This window comes from Streptomyces longwoodensis, assembly GCF_001514125.1.
In the GTDB taxonomy this organism is placed as follows: domain Bacteria; phylum Actinomycetota; class Actinomycetes; order Streptomycetales; family Streptomycetaceae; genus Streptomyces; species Streptomyces longwoodensis.
The window spans coordinates 247,533-265,113 of record NZ_KQ948561.1 but is presented as its reverse complement, the minus strand read 5'-3'; the positions used below and the strand labels follow the sequence as shown (position 1 = coordinate 265,113).

Annotated in this window: 13 protein-coding genes; 8 read left to right on the top strand and 5 right to left on the bottom strand. The window is 73.9% G+C overall.

Annotated features, from left to right (window positions below; all coding sequences use genetic code 11):
* The first annotated feature begins 73 nt into the window (after window positions 1-73).
* The 4 genes from AQJ30_RS30075 (at window position 74) to AQJ30_RS30060 (ending at window position 7,418) form a co-directional block, all read left to right on the top strand.
* The gene (locus tag AQJ30_RS30075) at window positions 74-1,780 is read left to right on the top strand and encodes a serine/threonine-protein kinase (RefSeq protein WP_067240172.1); all 1,707 of its coding nucleotides are present in this window, start codon (window positions 74-76) and stop codon (window positions 1,778-1,780) included.
* 56 nt (window positions 1,781-1,836) lie between these two features.
* The gene (locus AQJ30_RS30070) at window positions 1,837-3,753 is read left to right on the top strand and encodes a serine/threonine-protein kinase (protein ID WP_067240170.1); all 1,917 of its coding nucleotides are present in this window, start codon (window positions 1,837-1,839) and stop codon (window positions 3,751-3,753) included.
* Between the two features lie 117 nt (window positions 3,754-3,870).
* Entirely contained in the window at window positions 3,871-5,490 is a 1,620-nt protein-coding gene (locus tag AQJ30_RS30065; RefSeq protein ID WP_067240168.1) for a succinic semialdehyde dehydrogenase, read from the top strand.
* A gap of 164 nt (window positions 5,491-5,654) precedes the next feature.
* Window positions 5,655-7,418 (top strand): GMC family oxidoreductase, encoded by a 1,764-nt coding sequence (locus tag AQJ30_RS30060; protein WP_067240263.1) that lies wholly within the window; start codon window positions 5,655-5,657, stop codon window positions 7,416-7,418.
* Between the two features lie 187 nt (window positions 7,419-7,605).
* Here the strand turns inward: AQJ30_RS30060 and AQJ30_RS30055 are convergent, their stop codons facing one another.
* Both AQJ30_RS30055 and AQJ30_RS30050 read right to left on the bottom strand, forming a co-directional pair.
* Complete coding sequence (locus AQJ30_RS30055) at window positions 7,606-8,727, bottom strand: LAETG motif-containing sortase-dependent surface protein (protein ID WP_067240160.1); 1,122 nt, start codon at window positions 8,725-8,727, stop codon at window positions 7,606-7,608.
* Between the two features lie 598 nt (window positions 8,728-9,325).
* On the bottom strand, window positions 9,326-9,649 hold the full coding sequence (locus AQJ30_RS30050) for a chorismate mutase (RefSeq protein WP_079084395.1): 324 nt from the start codon (window positions 9,647-9,649) through the stop codon (window positions 9,326-9,328).
* 218 nt (window positions 9,650-9,867) lie between these two features.
* On the opposite strand from AQJ30_RS30050, the gene guaA reads away from it, so the two are divergent.
* Window positions 9,868-11,448, top strand: coding sequence for a glutamine-hydrolyzing GMP synthase (guaA, locus tag AQJ30_RS30045; protein ID WP_067240156.1), 1,581 nt, complete (start codon window positions 9,868-9,870; stop codon window positions 11,446-11,448).
* 39 nt (window positions 11,449-11,487) lie between these two features.
* Here the strand turns inward: guaA and AQJ30_RS30040 are convergent, their stop codons facing one another.
* A complete protein-coding gene (locus tag AQJ30_RS30040) occupies window positions 11,488-11,976 on the bottom strand; it encodes a pyridoxamine 5'-phosphate oxidase family protein (RefSeq protein ID WP_067240155.1) in 489 nt (162 codons plus the stop codon).
* A gap of 164 nt (window positions 11,977-12,140) precedes the next feature.
* On the opposite strand from AQJ30_RS30040, the gene AQJ30_RS30035 reads away from it, so the two are divergent.
* The 3 genes from AQJ30_RS30035 (at window position 12,141) to AQJ30_RS30025 (ending at window position 15,156) form a co-directional block, all read left to right on the top strand.
* Entirely contained in the window at window positions 12,141-12,935 is a 795-nt protein-coding gene (locus AQJ30_RS30035) for a class II aldolase/adducin family protein (RefSeq protein WP_067240153.1), read from the top strand.
* Window positions 12,936-13,215: 280 nt separating this feature from the next.
* Window positions 13,216-14,493, top strand: coding sequence for a hypothetical protein (locus AQJ30_RS30030; RefSeq protein WP_067240152.1), 1,278 nt, complete (start codon window positions 13,216-13,218; stop codon window positions 14,491-14,493).
* A gap of 132 nt (window positions 14,494-14,625) precedes the next feature.
* Complete coding sequence (locus AQJ30_RS30025) at window positions 14,626-15,156, top strand: DoxX family protein (protein ID WP_079084394.1); 531 nt, start codon at window positions 14,626-14,628, stop codon at window positions 15,154-15,156.
* A 244-nt stretch (window positions 15,157-15,400) separates the two neighbouring features.
* Here the strand turns inward: AQJ30_RS30025 and AQJ30_RS39620 are convergent, their stop codons facing one another.
* Together AQJ30_RS39620 and AQJ30_RS30015 are read right to left on the bottom strand one after the other, a co-directional pair.
* Complete coding sequence (locus AQJ30_RS39620; protein ID WP_067240149.1) at window positions 15,401-15,706, bottom strand: hypothetical protein; 306 nt, start codon at window positions 15,704-15,706, stop codon at window positions 15,401-15,403.
* Window positions 15,693-17,420 carry a PspC domain-containing protein gene (locus tag AQJ30_RS30015; protein ID WP_079084393.1) on the bottom strand — a complete coding sequence of 576 codons (1,728 nt, stop codon included), beginning with the start codon at window positions 17,418-17,420 and terminating at the stop codon, window positions 15,693-15,695. The genes AQJ30_RS39620 and AQJ30_RS30015 overlap by 14 nt, the downstream gene beginning before the upstream one ends.
* Between the last annotated feature and the right edge of the window lie 161 nt (window positions 17,421-17,581).

The window sequence follows — 17,581 nt, the reverse complement described above, 5'->3', positions numbered from 1 at the left end:
GTACGTCACGGCTCTGTGACCGGTGGGCCCCGGGTGTGGAGCGGCGGGCGCCCGGCGCGATAGGGATGGACGCATGAGCAGCAACGGGGGAGCTCCGCACGGGGCCGAGGACACGACGAGTTTCGTTCTCCAGCCGCCACGGCCTGGGGCGGTACCGGCGCAGGGTCCGGTCCCGCCGGTCCACGGGCCCACCCCGCCGGTCCAGGGCCCCACCCCGCCGGCCCCGGCGTCTCCCGCGCAGGCCGCCGCACCGGGCCCGGCCCCCGCACCGTCCCCGCCCGTCTCCCAGGACCCCGGAGCCGGCCGGCTCGTCGCGGGGCGCTACCGGCTGCTGGCCAGGCTCGGGCACGGCGGCATGGGCACGGTGTGGCGGGCCGAGGACGTGACGGTGGACCGGGAGGTCGCCGTCAAGGAGCCGCGCGTACCGGACCACCTCCCCGAGCGGGAGCGGGCCAACGCCTTCGAGCGGATGCGCCGCGAGGCGCGCGCGGCGGCCCGCCTCGACCACCCCGCCGTCGTGAACGTGCACGACGTGGCCGTCGTCGACGGCCGCCCGTGGATCGTGATGGAGCTGGTCCACGGGCGCTCTCTGGGCGACGTCCTCCAGGAGGGCACGCTCGACGCCCGCGAGGCGGCCCGGATCGGCCTGGAGGTGCTCGGCGCGCTGGAGGCCGCGCACGCGGCGCGCATCCTGCACCGGGACGTGAAGCCGGACAACGTGCTGCTGGGCCGGCACGACCGCGTCGTCCTCACCGACTTCGGCATCGCCCACATCGAGGGCGAGAGCAACCTCACCGACACCGGCGGCTTCGTCGGCTCCCCCGAGTACATAGCGCCGGAGCGGGTGCTGGGCCGGCGGCCGGGACCCGCGTCCGACCTGTGGTCGCTGGGCGTCGTGCTGTACGCGGCGACCGAGGGCGTCTCGCCGTTCCGCCGCAGCAACACCCCCGCCACCCTCCAGTCGGTGCTGCACGCCGTGCCGGCGCCGCCCGCCGCGGCGACCGGTCCGCTCGCCGAGGCCATCAACGGGCTGCTGGAGAAGGACCCCGCCCGGCGCCCGGACGCCGCCCGGGTGCGGGCACTGCTCCAGGCCGCCGCGAAACCGCCCGTGCCGCCGCCGGCGCCGCTCGTGCGCGAGGTGCACGTCCCGCGCCCGAAGCGGTCATCGGGGCGTGCGGCGTGGACCGGGCTGGGGGCGGCCGTGGTGGCCGCGGCGGTGGCGGCGTACCTGGTGCTCGCCGACCCGTTCGCCGGGCCGCTGCCCGACTACTGGTCCAAGGGCCACGAGAAGGACCTCACGGCCACGGTCGCCCACCCCGACGCGTACGTGCGGAGCGTGCCGGAGAAGGCGTCGGACGACGGGCACCGGGTCGCCTACACCGACCCGAGCGGCGCGATCTCGCTCGCGCTGTCCGTCGCCCGCAAGGCCGAGGACCGCGGTACCGGGATCAAGGAGTCCGCGGCGGCCGAGATGTACGCCGACAACGGCGACTTCCTGGCGAGCGGCGACTACCGCCTCGACATGCCCGAGCACCCGCGCACCGCGACCGACGACAACGTCACCTTCCACGGCCGCAAGGCGGCCCGGAACACGGTCCGCTACGACACCGACGACAGCCGCAACCCCCTCCCGCGCGAGGTGCAGATCTTCTACTACCGTTCCTCCGCCGGGGACATGTACAAGCTCACCGTGTCCTATCCGGGCAAGGGCGACTTCACCGGCCGGGGCCGCGAGGTGGCCCGTACCGCGATCGCCAACCTGGACGTGGACAGGCTCTGACCGGCGGGCGCCGGTGCGCGTCGACAACCGGGGGCCGCGCACGGTAGTCATGGGGCATGAGCAACGACCGGGACGCCGCGGGCGGCGAGGGGCGGACCGTCGGCGGCCGGTACCGGCTGCTGGAGCGCATCGGCTCCGGCGGCATGGGCACGGTCTGGCGGGCGCACGACGAGCTCGTCGACCGCGAAGTCGCTGTCAAGGAGCCCCGGTTGCCCGGCGAACCCGGGGACGAGTCGCACCGCCGGGCCGCCCACCGCCTCTACCGCGAGGCCCGCGCGGCCGCCCGCGTCGACCACCCCTCGGCCGTCTCCATCCACGACGTGGTCGCCGAGGAGGCGGACGGCGAGGGCGCCGACCCGGTGGTCGGGGCGGCTGGCCTCGACGTACTTCCGTGGATCGTCATGGAGTTGGTCCGCGGCGAGTCCCTCCAGGAGCTGCTGCGGCGCGGCCCGCTGGCGCCCCCGGAAGCCGCGCGCGTCGGCCTCGCCGTCCTCGGCGCGCTGCGTGCCGCGCACGCGGTCGGCATCGTCCACCGGGACGTCAAACCGGCCAACGTCCTGCTCGGCGCGCACGGCCGGGTCGTCCTCACCGACTTCGGCATCGCCCACGTCCAGGGCGAGGACTCCCTCACCGCGACCGGCGAGTTCGTCGGCTCGCTGGAGTTCGTCGCCCCCGAGCGCATGTCCGGCCGCATCGCCGGCCCGCCCTCCGACCTGTGGTCCCTGGGCGTCCTGCTGTACGCCGCCGTGGAGGGCTGGTCCCCGTTCCGCCGTACGTCGCTGGAGTCGACGCTCGCCGCGATCCTGGCCGCCGACGTGCCGGAACCGCAACGGGCGGGCGACCTCGGCCCGTTGCTCACCCGGCTGCTGGTGAAGGACCCCGCCCTGCGCCCGGACGCCGAGGAGGCGGAGGCGGTGCTGCGGGCGGTGGCCGACGGTACGCCACCGGTGCGGGAGACCGCCGACGGTACGCCACCGGTGCGGGAGGCCGCCGACGACGTACCCGCGGCCGACGCGTGGCCCCTACCGGGGGCGCCGACGGCAGACGGCCTCGCACCCCAGGAGGCCCGCGCGCTGCGGGAGTTCGCCGAAGACATACGCACGCGACGACTGGCGTCACCGCCCGCCGCAGCCGCGGATGCAGCCGACGCCGACGCCGACACCGACGCCGACGCCGACGCCGACACCGACGCCGACGCCGACGCCGACGCCGCACCGGAAGCCGACCGCACACCCCCCGACGACGCCACCCCCGCCCGACCCGGCACGACGGACGAGCCCCCGCCCCCGCCGACCGGGCCGCAGGCCCCCGCGTCGTCCCCGCGCCGCTCCCTCCACCGCCGCCCCCTCCCCCTCGCCCTCCTGGGCGGGGTCCTGGTCGGCACCGTCTGGTTCGGGTCCGCCTTCGTCCTCGGCCCCGACGACGGCGCGGACACGAGGAACACGGCGGCGCACAACCCCTCGTCCGGGAAGCCGGGCCCCGGCACCGCCTCCGCTTCCGCCCCCGCCCCGAGCGCCGCGGGCTGGACCGCGCACCCCGAGCAGGCGATGCGCGCGACGCTCTCCCTCCCCACCGCCTACACGGAGTACGCCCGCCAGGGCAGCGACACCTACCAGCCCCGCATGGTCGAGTACGCGGCCGGCTCCGTCCAGGTCCGCCTCGTGCAGTACGACTCCTCGCCGGACGGCGACCTCATGGGCCAGGCCAAGCAGCACGCGCGGACCTGGACGTACTTCGACGAGCACGCCACGCAGTACACGGTCACCTCGCTGCGCGGCCGGGACGCCGTGCAGTCCGACACGGTGTACGGCGACCAGGACGCCCGGCACCGGGTGCTGGAGTTCTTCGTCCGCACCGAGGACGGGCGCCAGTACGAGCTGCGGGTCGAGATGCCCAAGGGGTCGGCGGAGGAGAAGCAGGGGGCCGCGCTGTTCAAGGCGGCCCGGGACCGGCTCGTCATCCTCCCGGGCTGAGGGAAGGCCCCTGATCAGGGCATTCGTGCCAGTGATCACTGGCGGCGTGTGAGCGCTGCGTGAATCCCTGTTACCGACGGGTACACAAAGGGCGTCCGGCGGCATACCCTGCGCCTCATGACCGACGCGCAGGCTCCTGAGAAGGCCGCTACCGGCACCAACCCCGTCGCCCCCGTCCCGCCGGGCGCCCGCACCGCGGCCGACGTGGTCACGCCGGAGCTGGTGGCCCAGCTCACCAAGGGGGTGGCCGGCTCGGGCCGGACCGCCAACCACACGCCGTTCACCGGCGAGAAGCTCGCCGACCTGCCGGAGTCCACGCCCGAGGACGTGGCCGCCGCCTTCGACCGCGCCCGCGCCGCGCAGGCCGTGTGGGAGCGCACGCCCGTACGGGAGCGCGCGGCCGTGCTGCTGCGCTTCCACGACCTGGTCCTGGAGCGCCAGGCGGAGGTCCTGGACCTGATCCAGCTGGAGACCGGCAAGGCCCGGCTGCACGCGCACGAGGAGGTCCAGGCCGTCGCGGTCGCCGCCCGCCACTACGGCCGCAAGGCCCCCGCCTACCTGCGGCCCAAGCGGCACACCGGCGCGATGCCGACCCTGACGAAGGTCACCGAGCTGCGCCACCCACGCGGAGTGGTCGGCCAGATCGCCCCCTGGAACTACCCGCTGGAGCTGTCCGTGGGCGACGCCCTGCCGGCGTTCGTGGCGGGCAACGCGGTGGTGATGAAGCCGGACACGGAGACCTGCCTGACCGCGCTGTGGGCGCGCGACCTGCTGGTCGAGGCGGGCCTGCCGGCCGAGGTCTTCCAGGTCGTCCTCGGCGAGGGCCCGGTCGTCGGTCCCGAGGTGGTCAGGCACGCCGACTACGTCTCCTTCACCGGCTCCACCCGCACCGGCCGCGAGGTCGCGCAGGGCGCCGCCGCCCGCCTGGTCGGCGTCTCCCTCGAACTCGGCGGCAAGAACGCCATGCTGGTCCTGGAGGACGCCGACCTCGACCGGGCGGCCGCGGGCGCGGTGCGCGCCTGCTTCTCCTCCGCGGGCCAACTGTGCATCTCCATCGAACGGTTGTACGTCCACGAGTCGATCGCGGACGCCTTCCTGGAGCGCTTCGCCGCCCGCACCCGGGCGATGCGCCTGGGCACGGCCCTCGCCTACGGCGCCGACATGGGCTCGCTGGTGGGGGAGCGGCAGCTGGAGACCGTCACCCGGCACGTCGAGGAGGCCGTGGCCAAGGGCGCGCGGGTGCTCGCCGGCGGTGTCGCCCGGCCGGACGTCGGGCCGTACTTCTTCGAGCCGACGGTCCTCGACGGCGTCACCGAGCCGATGGCGGTGTGCACCGAGGAGACCTTCGGCCCGGTCGTCTCCGTCTACCGCTTCCGCACCGAGGACGAGGCCGTCGACCTCGCCAACTCCACGCCGTACGGCCTGAACTCCTCGGTGTGGACCAAGGACGGCCGCCGGGGCCGCGCGGTCGCCGCCCGGCTGCGCTCCGGCACGGTCAACGTCAACGAGGGCTACGCCGCCGCGTACGGCAGCGTCCAGTCCCCGATGGGCGGCATGAAGGACTCCGGCCTGGGCCGCCGCCACGGCTCCGAGGGGATCCTCAAGTACACGGAGGCCCAGACGGTGGCCCAGCAGCGGCTGCTGCCGATGGCACCGGCGCTGGGCATGACGGACGAGAAGTACGCGCAGTTCATGAGCCGCAGCCTGCGGCTGATGAAGGCCCTGCGCCTCAAGTAGGGACCCCCGCACCGGTTTCCGGGCCGGGCGCGGTCCCTCCCGGCCCCACCCGTTCTCGACGAGGAGAGCACGTGCCCCAGGACAGCTCCGACAGCTCCCACCACGGCGTCGTCCGTGCCGCCGGCGACGCCCACGACGCTGCCGACGCCCACGACGCTGCCGGCGTGTACGACTACGACGTCGTCGTCGTCGGCTCCGGCTTCGGCGGCAGCGTCACCGCCCTGCGCCTCACCGAGAAGGGTTACCGGGTGGGGGTGCTGGAGGCCGGCCGCCGCTTCACCCGGGAGACCCTGCCGAAGAACTCCTGGGACCTGAAGAACTACCTGTGGGCGCCGAAGCTCGGCATGTACGGCATCCAGCGCATCCACCTGCTCGGCAACGTCATGGTGCTGGCGGGCGCGGGCGTCGGCGGCGGGTCGCTGAACTACGCCAACACCCTGTACGTGCCGCCCACCGCGTTCTTCGAGGACCCGCAGTGGCGTGACATCACCGACTGGCAGGAGGAGCTGAAGCCGTACTACGACCAGGCGCGGCGGATGCTCGGCGTCCGGCTCAACCCGACGATGACGCCCTCCGACGTCCACCTGAAGGCGGCGGCCGAGCGGATGGGCGTCGGCGACACCTTCCACCTGGCCCCGGTCGGCGTGTTCTTCGGCGACGGCGAGGACGCCGACGGCCGGACGCGGGCCCGGCCGGGCGAGCGGGTGCCCGACCCGTACTTCGGCGGTGTGGGCCCGGAGCGCGCCGCCTGCGCCGAGTGCGGCGAGTGCATGACGGGCTGCCGCCACGGCGCCAAGAACACGCTCAACGAGAACTACCTCCACCTCGCCGAGAAGGCCGGCGCGGTCGTCCACCCGATGACCACGGTCGTGTCGGTCACCGACGACTCACGGGGCGGCTACGCGGTCGCCACCCTGCCGACCGACGACCGCAGCGCCGAGGGCCGCCTCTTCAGGGCCCGCCGGGTCGTCGTGGCCGCCGGCACCTACGGCACCCAGACCCTGTTGCACCGCATGAAGGCCGGCGGGCAACTGCCCTACATCTCCAAGCGGCTGGGCGAACTGACCCGGACCAACTCCGAGGCGCTGGTCGGCGCGCAGACCGACAACCGGCGCTACCGCAAGGTGACGGGCGCGCCCCGGGCCGACTTCACCCGCGGTGTCGCGATCACGTCGTCCATCCACCCGGACGAGAACACCCACATCGAACCGGTCCGCTACGGCCGGGGCTCCAACTCGATGGGCAGCCTGTCGATCCTCCAGGTCCCGTATGCGGAGGGCTCGTCGCGGGCGCTGGCCTGGCTGCGCAACGCGGCCCGGCACCCCCTGCTGGTCCTGCGGTCGCTGTCGAACCGGCGCTGGTCGGAGCGCACGATCATCGGCCTGGTGATGCAGTCGCTGGACAACTCCCTGACCACGTACCTGAAGCCGGACGGCGTCGGCAAGGGCCTGCTCACCGCCCGCCAGGGCCACGGCGCCCCCAACCCGAAGCAGATCAAGGCCGCGTCGGAGGCCGCCTCCGTGCTCGCCGCCGACATCAACGGCTTCGCCGGCTCGAACGTGGGCGAGCTGATGGGCACCCCGCTCACCGCCCACTTCCTCGGCGGCTGCCCCATCGGCGACTCGCCCGAGACCGGCGTCATCGACCCGTACCACCGGCTGTACGGCCACCCCGGCATCTCGGTCGTCGACGGCGCCGCGGTCTCGGCGAACCTGGGCGTGAACCCGTCGCTGACGATCACCGCGCAGGCCGAGCGGGCGATGTCGTTCTGGCCCAACAAGGGCGAGGCGGACCCGCGTCCGGCGCAGGGAGCGGCGTACGAGCGGCTGAAGCCGGTCGAGCCGAAGAGCCCGGTGGTCCCGGCGGACGCCTTCGGCGCGCTGCGGCTGCCGTTCCTCGGGATGCCGGCGGTGCCGCCCAAGCAGTGACCCGGCGGGTCCCTCGCCGGGCCGCCCGCGGCACGACAGAGGGACCTGCGCCCCCCTCCGAGCGCAGGTCCCTCTGTGGTTCACGGGGTGGTTCAGGGGTGGGCCGTACTGGCGTCCCGCGGGACGGGCACGGCACCGGTGGCGGGCCGTACCGTCACCCGTGACGCGCACGGCCACCGGTGGTGCGTCAGGCGTGCGCCCCGGAGCCGCGGCGGCGCACCGCGAAGACCACGCCGGCGCCGGCGACCACGGCGATGCCGCCGACGGCACCGATCACCGGCAGCGCGGAGCTCGAACCGGTCTCGGCGAGGCTGCCGGTGGCCGGGAGCTCCTCGGCGCCGCCCTGCGGCGCCTTGCCGCCGGCCGGCTTCTCGCCCTTGCCCGGCTTGGCCGTGCCCGGGTCGTCGTTGCTGCTGCCGGGCTTGAGGACCGTGAACTCGAACAGCGCGAACGCGTTGTGCACGCAGTTCTTCTCGGAGTCCACGTAGCCGCCGAGGCCGACGGTGTAGCCGTCGCCGACGGGCGCGTTCCTGGCGATGTTCACGCGGAGCTTGATGTCCACGGTCTGCCGGGCGCCGAGGGTCGTCTCGCCGAAGTAGAAGCCGTTGCCCACCTGGTCGGCGATGGACTCCCAGGCCTTGGTCTGCGGGTTGAAGAACTGCAGCTGCGCGAACTCGCTCAGCCAGGTGTCCTCGTCGTCGCTCATCGAGTCGTTGTCGACCGCGGCGAGCCACTGCACGGTGCCGAGCGTCTTGTCGCTGTGGTTCGCGGCCCTGAGCTTGAACGTGTGCCAGCCGCTGCCCGCGACGATCTTGCCGGGCAGGCCGGTGACGTCCAGGCTGAGCTGCGAGTCGACGTCCACGCCGTCCTCGTCGACCGGGCACTCGCTCGGGTCCTCGGAGGGCTCCTCGGGGGTGGACTTGCTCGGGCTCGGCTTGCCGTCCTCCGGCTGGCCGGGCTTGGCGTCGTCCTCGCCGGGCTTCGTGTCGTCCTGGCCGCCGGTGTCCTCCTGCGAGCCCTTGTCCTCCGGCGTCGTCCCGGCGCCCTGCTCGGCGTCCTCGCCCCTCGAGCCCTCGGACTGCTGCGGGTCCTGGTCCTGCGACCCGGAGTCGGCCTCGGTACCGGTGCCCGGCGTGGTGTCGCCTTCCGAGGCCTGGGCCTCCCCGGTCTGCGACGAGGACGTCTCCTGGGAGGTGGAGGTGCCCGACGTCGGGGACGTGTCCGCGAACGCGGCGGGGGCGGACAGCAGGGCGAGCGGCACGAGGGCAGCCGTCGCCGCCGCGGTGACCATGGCGCGGCGAAGCTTCATGTAGACCTCTAAACGATCAGTCGTGCCCCGGGGGGACCGCGGCACGGTGGGAGGCCTCCGCACGCGCTGCGCGGACATGGCCCGTGGTTCTGGACGTTTGATCGGTGAGGCCTGCGAATGGTTGTGCCTGATCTGACGAGATTCTTATGTGGCCTGTGTCACGCCATTCCTCGGTGGGCCCGGGTGACGGCACGTCTTCGGTGGGCCCGGGTGACGGCACGACGAAGGGCCCCGCGGGACGGAGCCGCGGGGCCCTTCTCTCGTCAGCACCGGCGTCAGGGCAGCGCCGGTGCCTGGGGAGCGGCGCCGGGGGGTTGCGCCGCTGGTCTCGATCCGCCCGGGGGCGGGGTGTCGTTCCGCCGGCCGGCCCCGGGCGTCCCCGGGACCGGCCGTTCTCTTGATGACCGGGCTGCTGTCCCCTGCCGTCCGGTCACTTCCCTGGAGCGAGGTCCCACGGCCTGCGGCACTCCGCACGCCTCATCGCTCCAGCGAGCCACGCGTGGTTCTTCCGGGCCCGCCCCTGGCTGACGCGGACACCGGGACCAACGAAGGCCGTCCGGGCCGGTCACGCGCCGTACGGGTGAGAGCGGGACCGAACTCAGATGCGACCGCGGCACAGTTCGAGCAGCGTCAGGGCGAGGGAGGTGCCGGGCTTGCCCAGCGCGTCCCGGTAGTGGCCGAGGACCTCCATCTCGCGGGAGAGGTTCACGCGCCGGCCGCCGGAGGTGATCCGGGCCTCCTGGATCACCGCGGAGACGGCCATCCGTTCCTGGATCAGCCCGATGATCCGGTCGTCGAGCGCGTCGATGCGCTCGCGGGCACCGGTGATCACGTCGGCGGCCTCGGAGGTGCGGGCGCCGGTCACGTCGAGGGTGGTCATGGGGGCTCCTGGGTTCTCGGGTGCGGAGCCCCGGACCGGCACGGCCCGGGAAAACGCCAGACGCCCCGGACCTTGTCGGCCCGGGGCGCCTGGGAAGTCGCTTGGCGGTCAGCTCAAGCAGCACGACCATGGCAGCCGGCGGGCCGGATGCCATAGGTAAAGACGAAGGTCGGGTGCGTGAGCATGCGGACAGTATGCCACGGCGCGCACTCGGTAGAATCGGACAGCACCAAGACCCCGCCCACCGCCGGAAGGCCCCCGTGTCATCAGCGACTCCTAGTGCCGCCGCCCCCGACACCGTCCTGGTCGTCGACTTCGGCGCGCAGTACGCCCAGCTCATCGCCCGCCGAGTCCGCGAGGCCCGGGTCTACAGCGAGATCGTCCCGAGCACCACGCCGGTGGAGGAGATCCTCGCCAAGAACCCGGCGGCGATCATCCTCTCCGGCGGCCCCTCGTCCGTGTACGAGGAGGGCGCCCCCCGTCTCGACCGCGCGCTCTTCGAGGCCGGCGTCCCCGTCTTCGGCATGTGCTACGGCTTCCAGCTGATGGCGCAGTCCCTCGGCGGCACCGTCGACAACACCGGCGCCCGTGAGTACGGCCGGACCGACCTGCACGTCGCCAAGGCCTCCTCCACCCTCTTCGAGGGCACGCCGGCCGAGCAGCACGTGTGGATGTCGCACGGCGACGCCTGCTCCGCCGCTCCCGACGGCTTCACGGTCACCGCGTCCACGGACGTCGTCCCGGTCGCCGCCTTCGAGAACGACGAGAAGAAGCTCTACGGCGTCCAGTACCACCCCGAGGTCATGCACTCCACGCACGGCCAGCAGGTGCTGGAGCACTTCCTGTACCGCGGCGCCGGCCTGCAGCCGAACTGGACCACGGACAACGTCATCGAGGAGCAGGTCGCGGCGATCCGCGAGCTGGTCGGCGACAAGCGCGCGATCTGCGGCCTGTCCGGCGGTGTCGACTCCGCGGTGGCCGCCGCGCTGGTCCAGAAGGCCATCGGCTCCCAGCTGACCTGCGTCTACGTCGACCACGGCCTGATGCGCAAGGGCGAGACCGAGCAGGTCGAGAAGGACTTCGTCGCGGCGACCGGCGTCCAGTTGAAGGTCGTCGACGCCGAGGAGCGGTTCCTCAAGGCGCTGGCCGGGGTGTCCGACCCCGAGGAGAAGCGGAAGATCATCGGCCGGGAGTTCATCCGGGTCTTCGAGCAGGCCCAGGCCGAGATCATCGCGGACGAGGGCCCGGCGGTGGAGTTCCTGGTGCAGGGCACGCTCTACCCGGACGTCGTCGAGTCCGGCGGCGGCACCGGCGCCGCCAACATCAAGTCCCACCACAACGTCGGCGGCCTCCCCGAGGACCTCGAGTTCCAGCTCATCGAGCCGCTGCGCAAGCTGTTCAAGGACGAGGTCCGCATGGTCGGCCAGGAGCTGGGCCTGCCGGAGGAGATCGTCCAGCGCCAGCCGTTCCCGGGTCCCGGCCTGGGCATCCGGATCGTCGGCGAGGTCACCAAGGAGCGGCTCGACCTGCTCCGCGAGGCCGACGCGATCGCCCGCGAGGAGCTGACCGCGGCCGGCCTGGACCGCGACATCTGGCAGTGCCCGGTGGTCCTGCTCGCGGACGTCCGCTCGGTCGGCGTCCAGGGCGACGGCCGCACCTACGGCCACCCGATCGTGCTGCGCCCGGTGTCCAGCGAGGACGCCATGACCGCGGACTGGTCCCGCCTGCCGTACGACGTCCTCGCCAAGATCTCCACCCGCATCACGAACGAGGTCCGCGACGTCAACCGCGTCGTCCTCGACGTCACGTCGAAGCCGCCGGGGACGATCGAGTGGGAGTGACCTCCCGGTAGGGACGACGGGGGTGACGGGCCCGGCGGGCTAGATGCGCTTGACGGTGCGCAGGGGCTCGCCCGGCCTCCAGGTCTGCAGGACGAGGAAGGCGTCGTCCTCGACGTAGGTCCGCACGACCTCGGTGAGCTCGGCACGGAAGAGGTGGAACGGCTCCGGCGGCTCCACCTCTCGCGCGTACGCGGCCTTGGCCCCGGCGTCCGTCACCTCGACCGCTCGGCCGCCGATCCGCACGTCGCCCCCGCCCATCGACTGCCCCTCCCCGGGGTTGGCCTGGAGCGCGAAGCGCGGGTCGCGGCGCAGGTCGAGGGCCTTGAGGGACCGCGGCATCATGCCGAGCCACAGCTCCCCGTGCAGGAAGCGCACCTCCAGCCCGCTGGTCCGCGGGGACCCGTCCCGGCGCAGCGTGGCGAGGACGTGGTGCGTGAAGGCGCCGAACCGCTCCTCGACGGTCCGGGCGAGATCGGGCTCCGCGGCGGCGAAGGCCGCCCAGGTCACAGGGGTCTGCACAGTGCTCATGCACCCAGCGTCCCCCGTAAAGCAGACACCTCTTGTCCGGTATTCGAGCGGTGCTCCCTCAGCGCTCCCTCGTGGCTCTCTCATCTCTTCATCAACACCACTGTTCTCCCGCGCTGACCGACGGTAACTTCCGCCCGGTAAAGCAACCCAGTGCTGGAGGACCGATGCACGGGCCCACACCCCCCGCCCCGCTGCCCACCGACCGGCTGCAGTTCGCCATGCCGCCCCGGCACGAATCGGTCGAGGACGAACGCCGGCACCGCAAGGAACGGCTGGCCGGCGCCCTGCGCCTCTTCGGCCGCCTCGGCTTCGAGGACGGCGTCTCCGGGCACATCACCGCCCGCGACCCCGAATACAGCGACTGCTTCTGGGTCAACCCCTTCGGCCTGCCCTTCAAGCACGTCACCGTGAGCGATCTCGTGCTGGTCAACGGCGACGGCCAGGTCGTCGAGGGCCGCTACCACGTCAACCAGGCCGCCTTCACCGTCCACGCCCAGGTGCACGCCGCCCGCCCCGATGTGGTCGCCGTCGCCCACTGCCACTCCGTGCACGGCCGCGCCCTCGCCGCCCTGGGCGACCTCCTCGACCCGATCACCCAGGAGAGCTGCGCCTTCTACGAGGACCACTCCCTGTACGACGCCTACTCCGGCGTCACCGTGGACGCCGAGGAGGGCCGCCGCATCGCCACCGCCCTCGGCACCCACAAGGCGCTGGTGCTGCGCAACCACGGCCTGCTGACCGTCGGCGACTCGGTGGACGCGGCCGCTTGGTGGTTCGTGTCGATGGAGCGGTCCAGCCAGGTGCAACTGACCGCCCGCGCGGCGGGCCGCCCGGTGCTCATCGACCACCGGCAGGCCGTCGCCACCCGGGAACAGCTCGGCGGCGACCTGGTCGCATGGATCAACTACCAGCCCCTCTGGCAGGACATCAGCCGCAGCGAACCCGACCTGCTGAGCTGAGCCCGGCCCGGCGGGGTGACCGCCGGGTCAACACGGTGACCCCAGCTTCACCCGCCCCGGGAGAGTCCGCTTCTGAGCCGTTTCCGGCCCCGCCCACCCCTCGGTCCTGGGCAGATGCCACCCGCGCCCGGCCGGTCCCGTCCGCCCACCGGACCTGGGGGGCGGAGCACGTGTCGCGTAGGGCACAATTCGCTCTCGTCGCACGGGAGTTGCACGGCGGTGCCCGCGGTCCGCGGAACCCCGCCGTCCTGAGGGGTCGCGGGGAAGGCGGGCGTCACACGTGGCGGTGCAGGAGGCGAGACAGAACACGGAGCCGGGCGCACACGCGGGCGGCTGCACCTGCGGGGACTGCCCGCACGGCGCCCGCGAGGGCCACCGGCGTGCGGTGGCCGCGTTCCTGGTGAAACGGGACGAGTTCGCGGCCGGACAGGGCCTGCCCGCGGCCGTCGCCCACTCCGCCTCGGCGTCCCGCCAGTGGGTCTCCGAGGAACTCACGCAGTCCGCCGAACTCGTCGCCGACCGCCGCCGCGCCGAGGGCCAGGCCTGGCTGGCCCGCCTCTGGCTGCGCACCACCTGCACGGTCTGGGTGGCCGTCGTCGTCCTGCTGCTCGCCCAGTCGCTCACGGCGATCGGCGCGGGCTGGACCACCGCCCGCACGGCCGGCCTGCTCGCCGCACTCGTCGTCGCCGGCGCCCTCACCGCGGCCTCCTGGTTCCACCGCGCCCGGGGCGGCGCACTGGCCCCCGTCATCGGCGAGGACAACCGCCTGTCCACCTCCCGCGCGGTCGCCGCCGCCTGGGTGCTGCTCGTCGGGTACGCCGTCCTCGTCCTGGCCGCCCGGCTGGCCGCCGCCTCCGGCCCCGCCGAGCGCGACGCCCTCATCGCCGGGCTCGACCTGGCGCGCGGGGCCGGCGTGGTGACCGTCCTCGCCGTGGTGTGCGGGATCGCCGTGCTGGTGCGCCGCGTGGTGGGCCTGCGCGTCCTCACCCAGCGCCTCCAGAAGGTCCGCGCCGACCGCCCCCGCGCCGCCGACCTGCTCACCGACGACTCGGGCCGCGGCACCTTCGCCGACATCCAGTACGTCGTCCTCAGCGGCGTCGCCCTGGCCTTCGCCGCCGTGCGCCTCGCCCGCCGCCCCGACCAACTGCCCGACCTGCCCTGGGGGCTCGCCGTCGCCGTCCTGGTCTCCGCCGCCACGTACGTCGCCGGCAAGTACGCCGAGGGCGGCCGCCCGGTCATCCTCTCCGTCGTCCGCTCCCGCGAGGCCGGCGACCTCGACGGCCCGATCCGCACCGGCGACGACATCGAGATCCGCGGCGCCGGATTCGTCCCGCCGGGCGCCCACACCGCCGACCGCCTCTCCCGCATGGTCGTCCGCATCGGCCCCGTCCACGTCCACGTGCCCCTCGTCCCCGTCACCGGCGGCTTCAGCAACCCCACGGACGCCGTCCTCACCGTCCCCGTCCCGGCCGACGTGGAGCCCGGCCGGCTGGAGGTCCAGGTGGTGACCGCGGCCGGCGTGGAGACCAACCGGTACACGATCGACGTCACCGACTGACACCCGCGAAGGGCAACCGTCCCGAGGGCGGCAGCCACCCGATCCGTCCACCGTTCCCTTGAGCGCACCGCCCCTTTCGTGCGTAGTGTCTGGTGAGGGCTCATCCCAGCGGGCGAGAGGCGGCTACGGGAGATGACTCACAGCATGCGGACCGACACCCACACCCCCTACCTCGACAGCGGCCACCGGGACTGGCGCGACACCGCCACCCGCTACGCCCTCGTCCCCCTCCGGGTCTTCCTCGGCGTCACGTTCATCTACGCGGGCCTGGACAAGCTCACCTCCAGCTCCTTCATGAAGGACTCCGGCGCCGGCTCCATCGGCGAGACCATGCGCGCCGTCCGCGACTCCTCGGCCATCCCCGCCCTGGTCGACTTCGCCCTGAAGAACCCACCCGCCTTCGGCTACGCCATGGCCTTCGGCGAACTCGCCGTCGGCATCGGCACCCTCCTCGGCCTCTTCTCCCGCCTCGCCGCCCTCGGCGGAGCGCTCATCTCCCTCAGCCTGTGGCTGACCGTCAGCTGGGCCTCCGACCCCTACTACTACGGCAACGACCTCGCCTACCTGATGGCCTGGCTGCCGCTGGTCCTCGCCGGGGCCCCGGTCCTCTCCCTGGACGCGGCCCTGCGAGCCCGACGGCGACGGCGAGCGGGTACGTACTGAGCCGTGGCGGACGGCTGAGCGTCTGCGCCGGGCCGGCAAGGCCCGGCGCAGACCGTTTCGCTGGGTGGCGGCGTCGCCCACGCGCAGCCTGGCGTCGACCGCCCGTGCGTAGCCTGGCGTCGACTGCCCATGCGCAGCCCGCGCCGACCGCCCGCGCGCCCCCACGGACGTCCGTCGCAGCCTCGACGGATCCCCTGGACGGGGTGCGCCCGCTCCCTGGGCCTGGGCCGGCCGAGCCCGCCCCTCAGCCCGTCGGCCCCCTCCACGCCCCAGTCGCCGTAGCCCCGCCACGACCCTCGGCCCCGGCGGAGGCACCGCGTCCGCCCGAGGTACCGCCCTCGCCGCCGTCCGTCCCCCGGCGGCGCCTGCGTATGCCCCCGGCCAGCAGCGCCGTCACGGCGGCCAGGACGAGGCCGACCACGACGATCGGGATCATCGCGAACCACGGTGTGTCCCACAGGCCGCCCGCGTCGCCCGCGAACGTGACGCCCGCGAGGACGAAGAACGTGCCCGCGACCAGCCGGCCCGGCCGGAACTCATGACGCAGCACGGCTCACCTCCGCCTGTCCCGCACCGACCTGGAGATCCAGGTCGAGCGTCCCGGTGTTCCCGCCGCGCGTGACGGGCGTCAGCGTCACCTGCTTGTGCTTGTCGGGCTGCACGTCCACGTCCTTCTGGTCGTCCCCCGGCAGCTGGATGTCGCCCAGGCCCACGTCGATCGTCAGTCTCACCGTCACGTCCTTCGGCACGACGACCCGCAGCCGGCCCAGTCCCACCTCGGCCTGGGTGCTCAGCGCCTGTCCCGCGGCCGGTCTCAGCCGGGACAGGTCCAGCGTGGCGTCGCCGGTGCCGAGGTCGTACGACGGGCGCAGGTCCGCCACCGCGGCCGGCCGCCACGTGGTGGTCGTCCAGTGGGTGCTGATGTCCCGGGGCAGTGCAGTCGAACCGGCCAGCAGGCCCGCCGTGACGATCGCCAGGAACACCGACCCGGCGCCGGTCCGCCCCAGGAAGGAGCTGACCGCGATGCCCATGCCCAGCACGATCAGCGCCACCGACAGGCCGGCCTGCAGGCTGGTGCCGAGTGGGTGGTCGTCCCAGACCAGTCGGCTGGTCAGGCCACCCGCCAGCAGCGCCAGCAGGAACAGCCAGCCACCGATCCAGCGGGGGCCGCGTGCTCTGCGCGCCGCCTGCTGGTGAGGTACCCCCACCGCCTCGCGGCGGTGGGGGTACGACGGGTCGAGGCCGATGTCGACCGCCCCGAGGATGTCGTGGTCGCGGGAGTCCCGCGGGCCCCACAGGTACCCGGTGCCCCCGACGTGCGTGCCGTCCTTCACTATCGGCTCGCGCCACCAGGACGGGTAGGCGGCCGGCACGGGCGGCGCCTGGGCCTCGGGCGGGGCGTCGGCGACGGCCTGCGCGGCCAGCGGGTCGGGGTCGGGCGCCCCGCGCCGCTGCGACCAGTACCCGGCGCCGGCCAGGAGCAGGGAGAGGATCACGGCGAAGGTCAGCACCCCGCCGTTGCTCAGCATCGTCAGGAACACCCCGCAGCCGACCAGCGCGAACAGCACCGCGGTCAGCGCCTGGCCGTCCACCCGGCCGGTGAGCAGCCGGCGCACCTCGTTCTGGTCGTCGTCCGCGAAGGGCACGAAGAGCCAGGCGAAGCCGTAGAAGATCAGTCCTATGCCGCCGGTCGCGGACAGCACGGCCAGGGTGATCCGGAAGATCACCGGGTCCATGTCGCACTGCCGTCCCAGTCCCGCGCAGACCCCGGCGAGCATCTTGTGCTCCCGGTCCCGCCGGAAGTGGTGCGGTGCCCCCGGTGCGCCCCCCGCGACACCGCTCGACGCGGTCGCCCCTCCGCCGTCACCGTCCGTGTGCCGGGCCCCGGGACCTGACCCGACGGAACCTGCTCCTCTGGGACCCGACCCGGCGGAACCCGCTCCGGCGGAACCCGTCCCTGCGGAACCCGCACCCGCGGAACCCGCTCCGGTGTCCGCTGCCACCCCGTCCCTCACCCTCTGCTCACCCACGCTCGCCTCCCCACCCCGGCCCGCCCCCTCGGACGCACCCCTCTCTCCACCGGCACCGGACCCACCCGCTCCGGGCCCCGCGGACACCCCTTCTTCCGCGCGCCCGCCCGCCCGCTCGTGCGCGCGCGGTTCCTCACCCGCGGCGCCGGGCGTCGCCGGCGAGGACGAGGTGGCCGCGTCGGACGCGGCGCCCCCGTCGGGCACGGCGTCCCCGGCGTGCTGGTGATCCGTCATGAGTCCATGGTGGCGGGCGAGGCGCCGTCGCGGCAGTCGGAACGACCCTGGTCGGACCCTGAGATCGGCCCTGAGGCGGGGCCGGGAGGCGTTCGAGGCGCGGCGGCGCTCCAGATCAGGGGCGTCTCGGGGGAGAACCCTGATGCCCCGGCCCGCCCGCC

Bases quoted from the DNA above. Each gene is read 5' to 3' on its own strand.
- AQJ30_RS30075 (WP_067240172.1), top strand. From the start codon at position 74: ATGAGCAGCAACGGGGGAGCTCCGCACGGGGCCGAGGACACGACGAGT.
- AQJ30_RS30015 (WP_079084393.1), bottom strand. From the start codon at position 17,420: ATGACGGATCACCAGCACGCCGGGGACGCCGTGCCCGACGGGGGCGCC.
- AQJ30_RS30055 (WP_067240160.1), bottom strand. From the start codon at position 8,727: ATGAAGCTTCGCCGCGCCATGGTCACCGCGGCGGCGACGGCTGCCCTC.
- AQJ30_RS30065 (WP_067240168.1), top strand. From the start codon at position 3,871: ATGACCGACGCGCAGGCTCCTGAGAAGGCCGCTACCGGCACCAACCCC.
- AQJ30_RS30035 (WP_067240153.1), top strand. From the start codon at position 12,141: ATGCACGGGCCCACACCCCCCGCCCCGCTGCCCACCGACCGGCTGCAG.
- AQJ30_RS30070 (WP_067240170.1), top strand. From the start codon at position 1,837: ATGAGCAACGACCGGGACGCCGCGGGCGGCGAGGGGCGGACCGTCGGC.
- AQJ30_RS30025 (WP_079084394.1), top strand. From the start codon at position 14,626: ATGACTCACAGCATGCGGACCGACACCCACACCCCCTACCTCGACAGC.
- AQJ30_RS30040 (WP_067240155.1), bottom strand. From the start codon at position 11,976: ATGAGCACTGTGCAGACCCCTGTGACCTGGGCGGCCTTCGCCGCCGCG.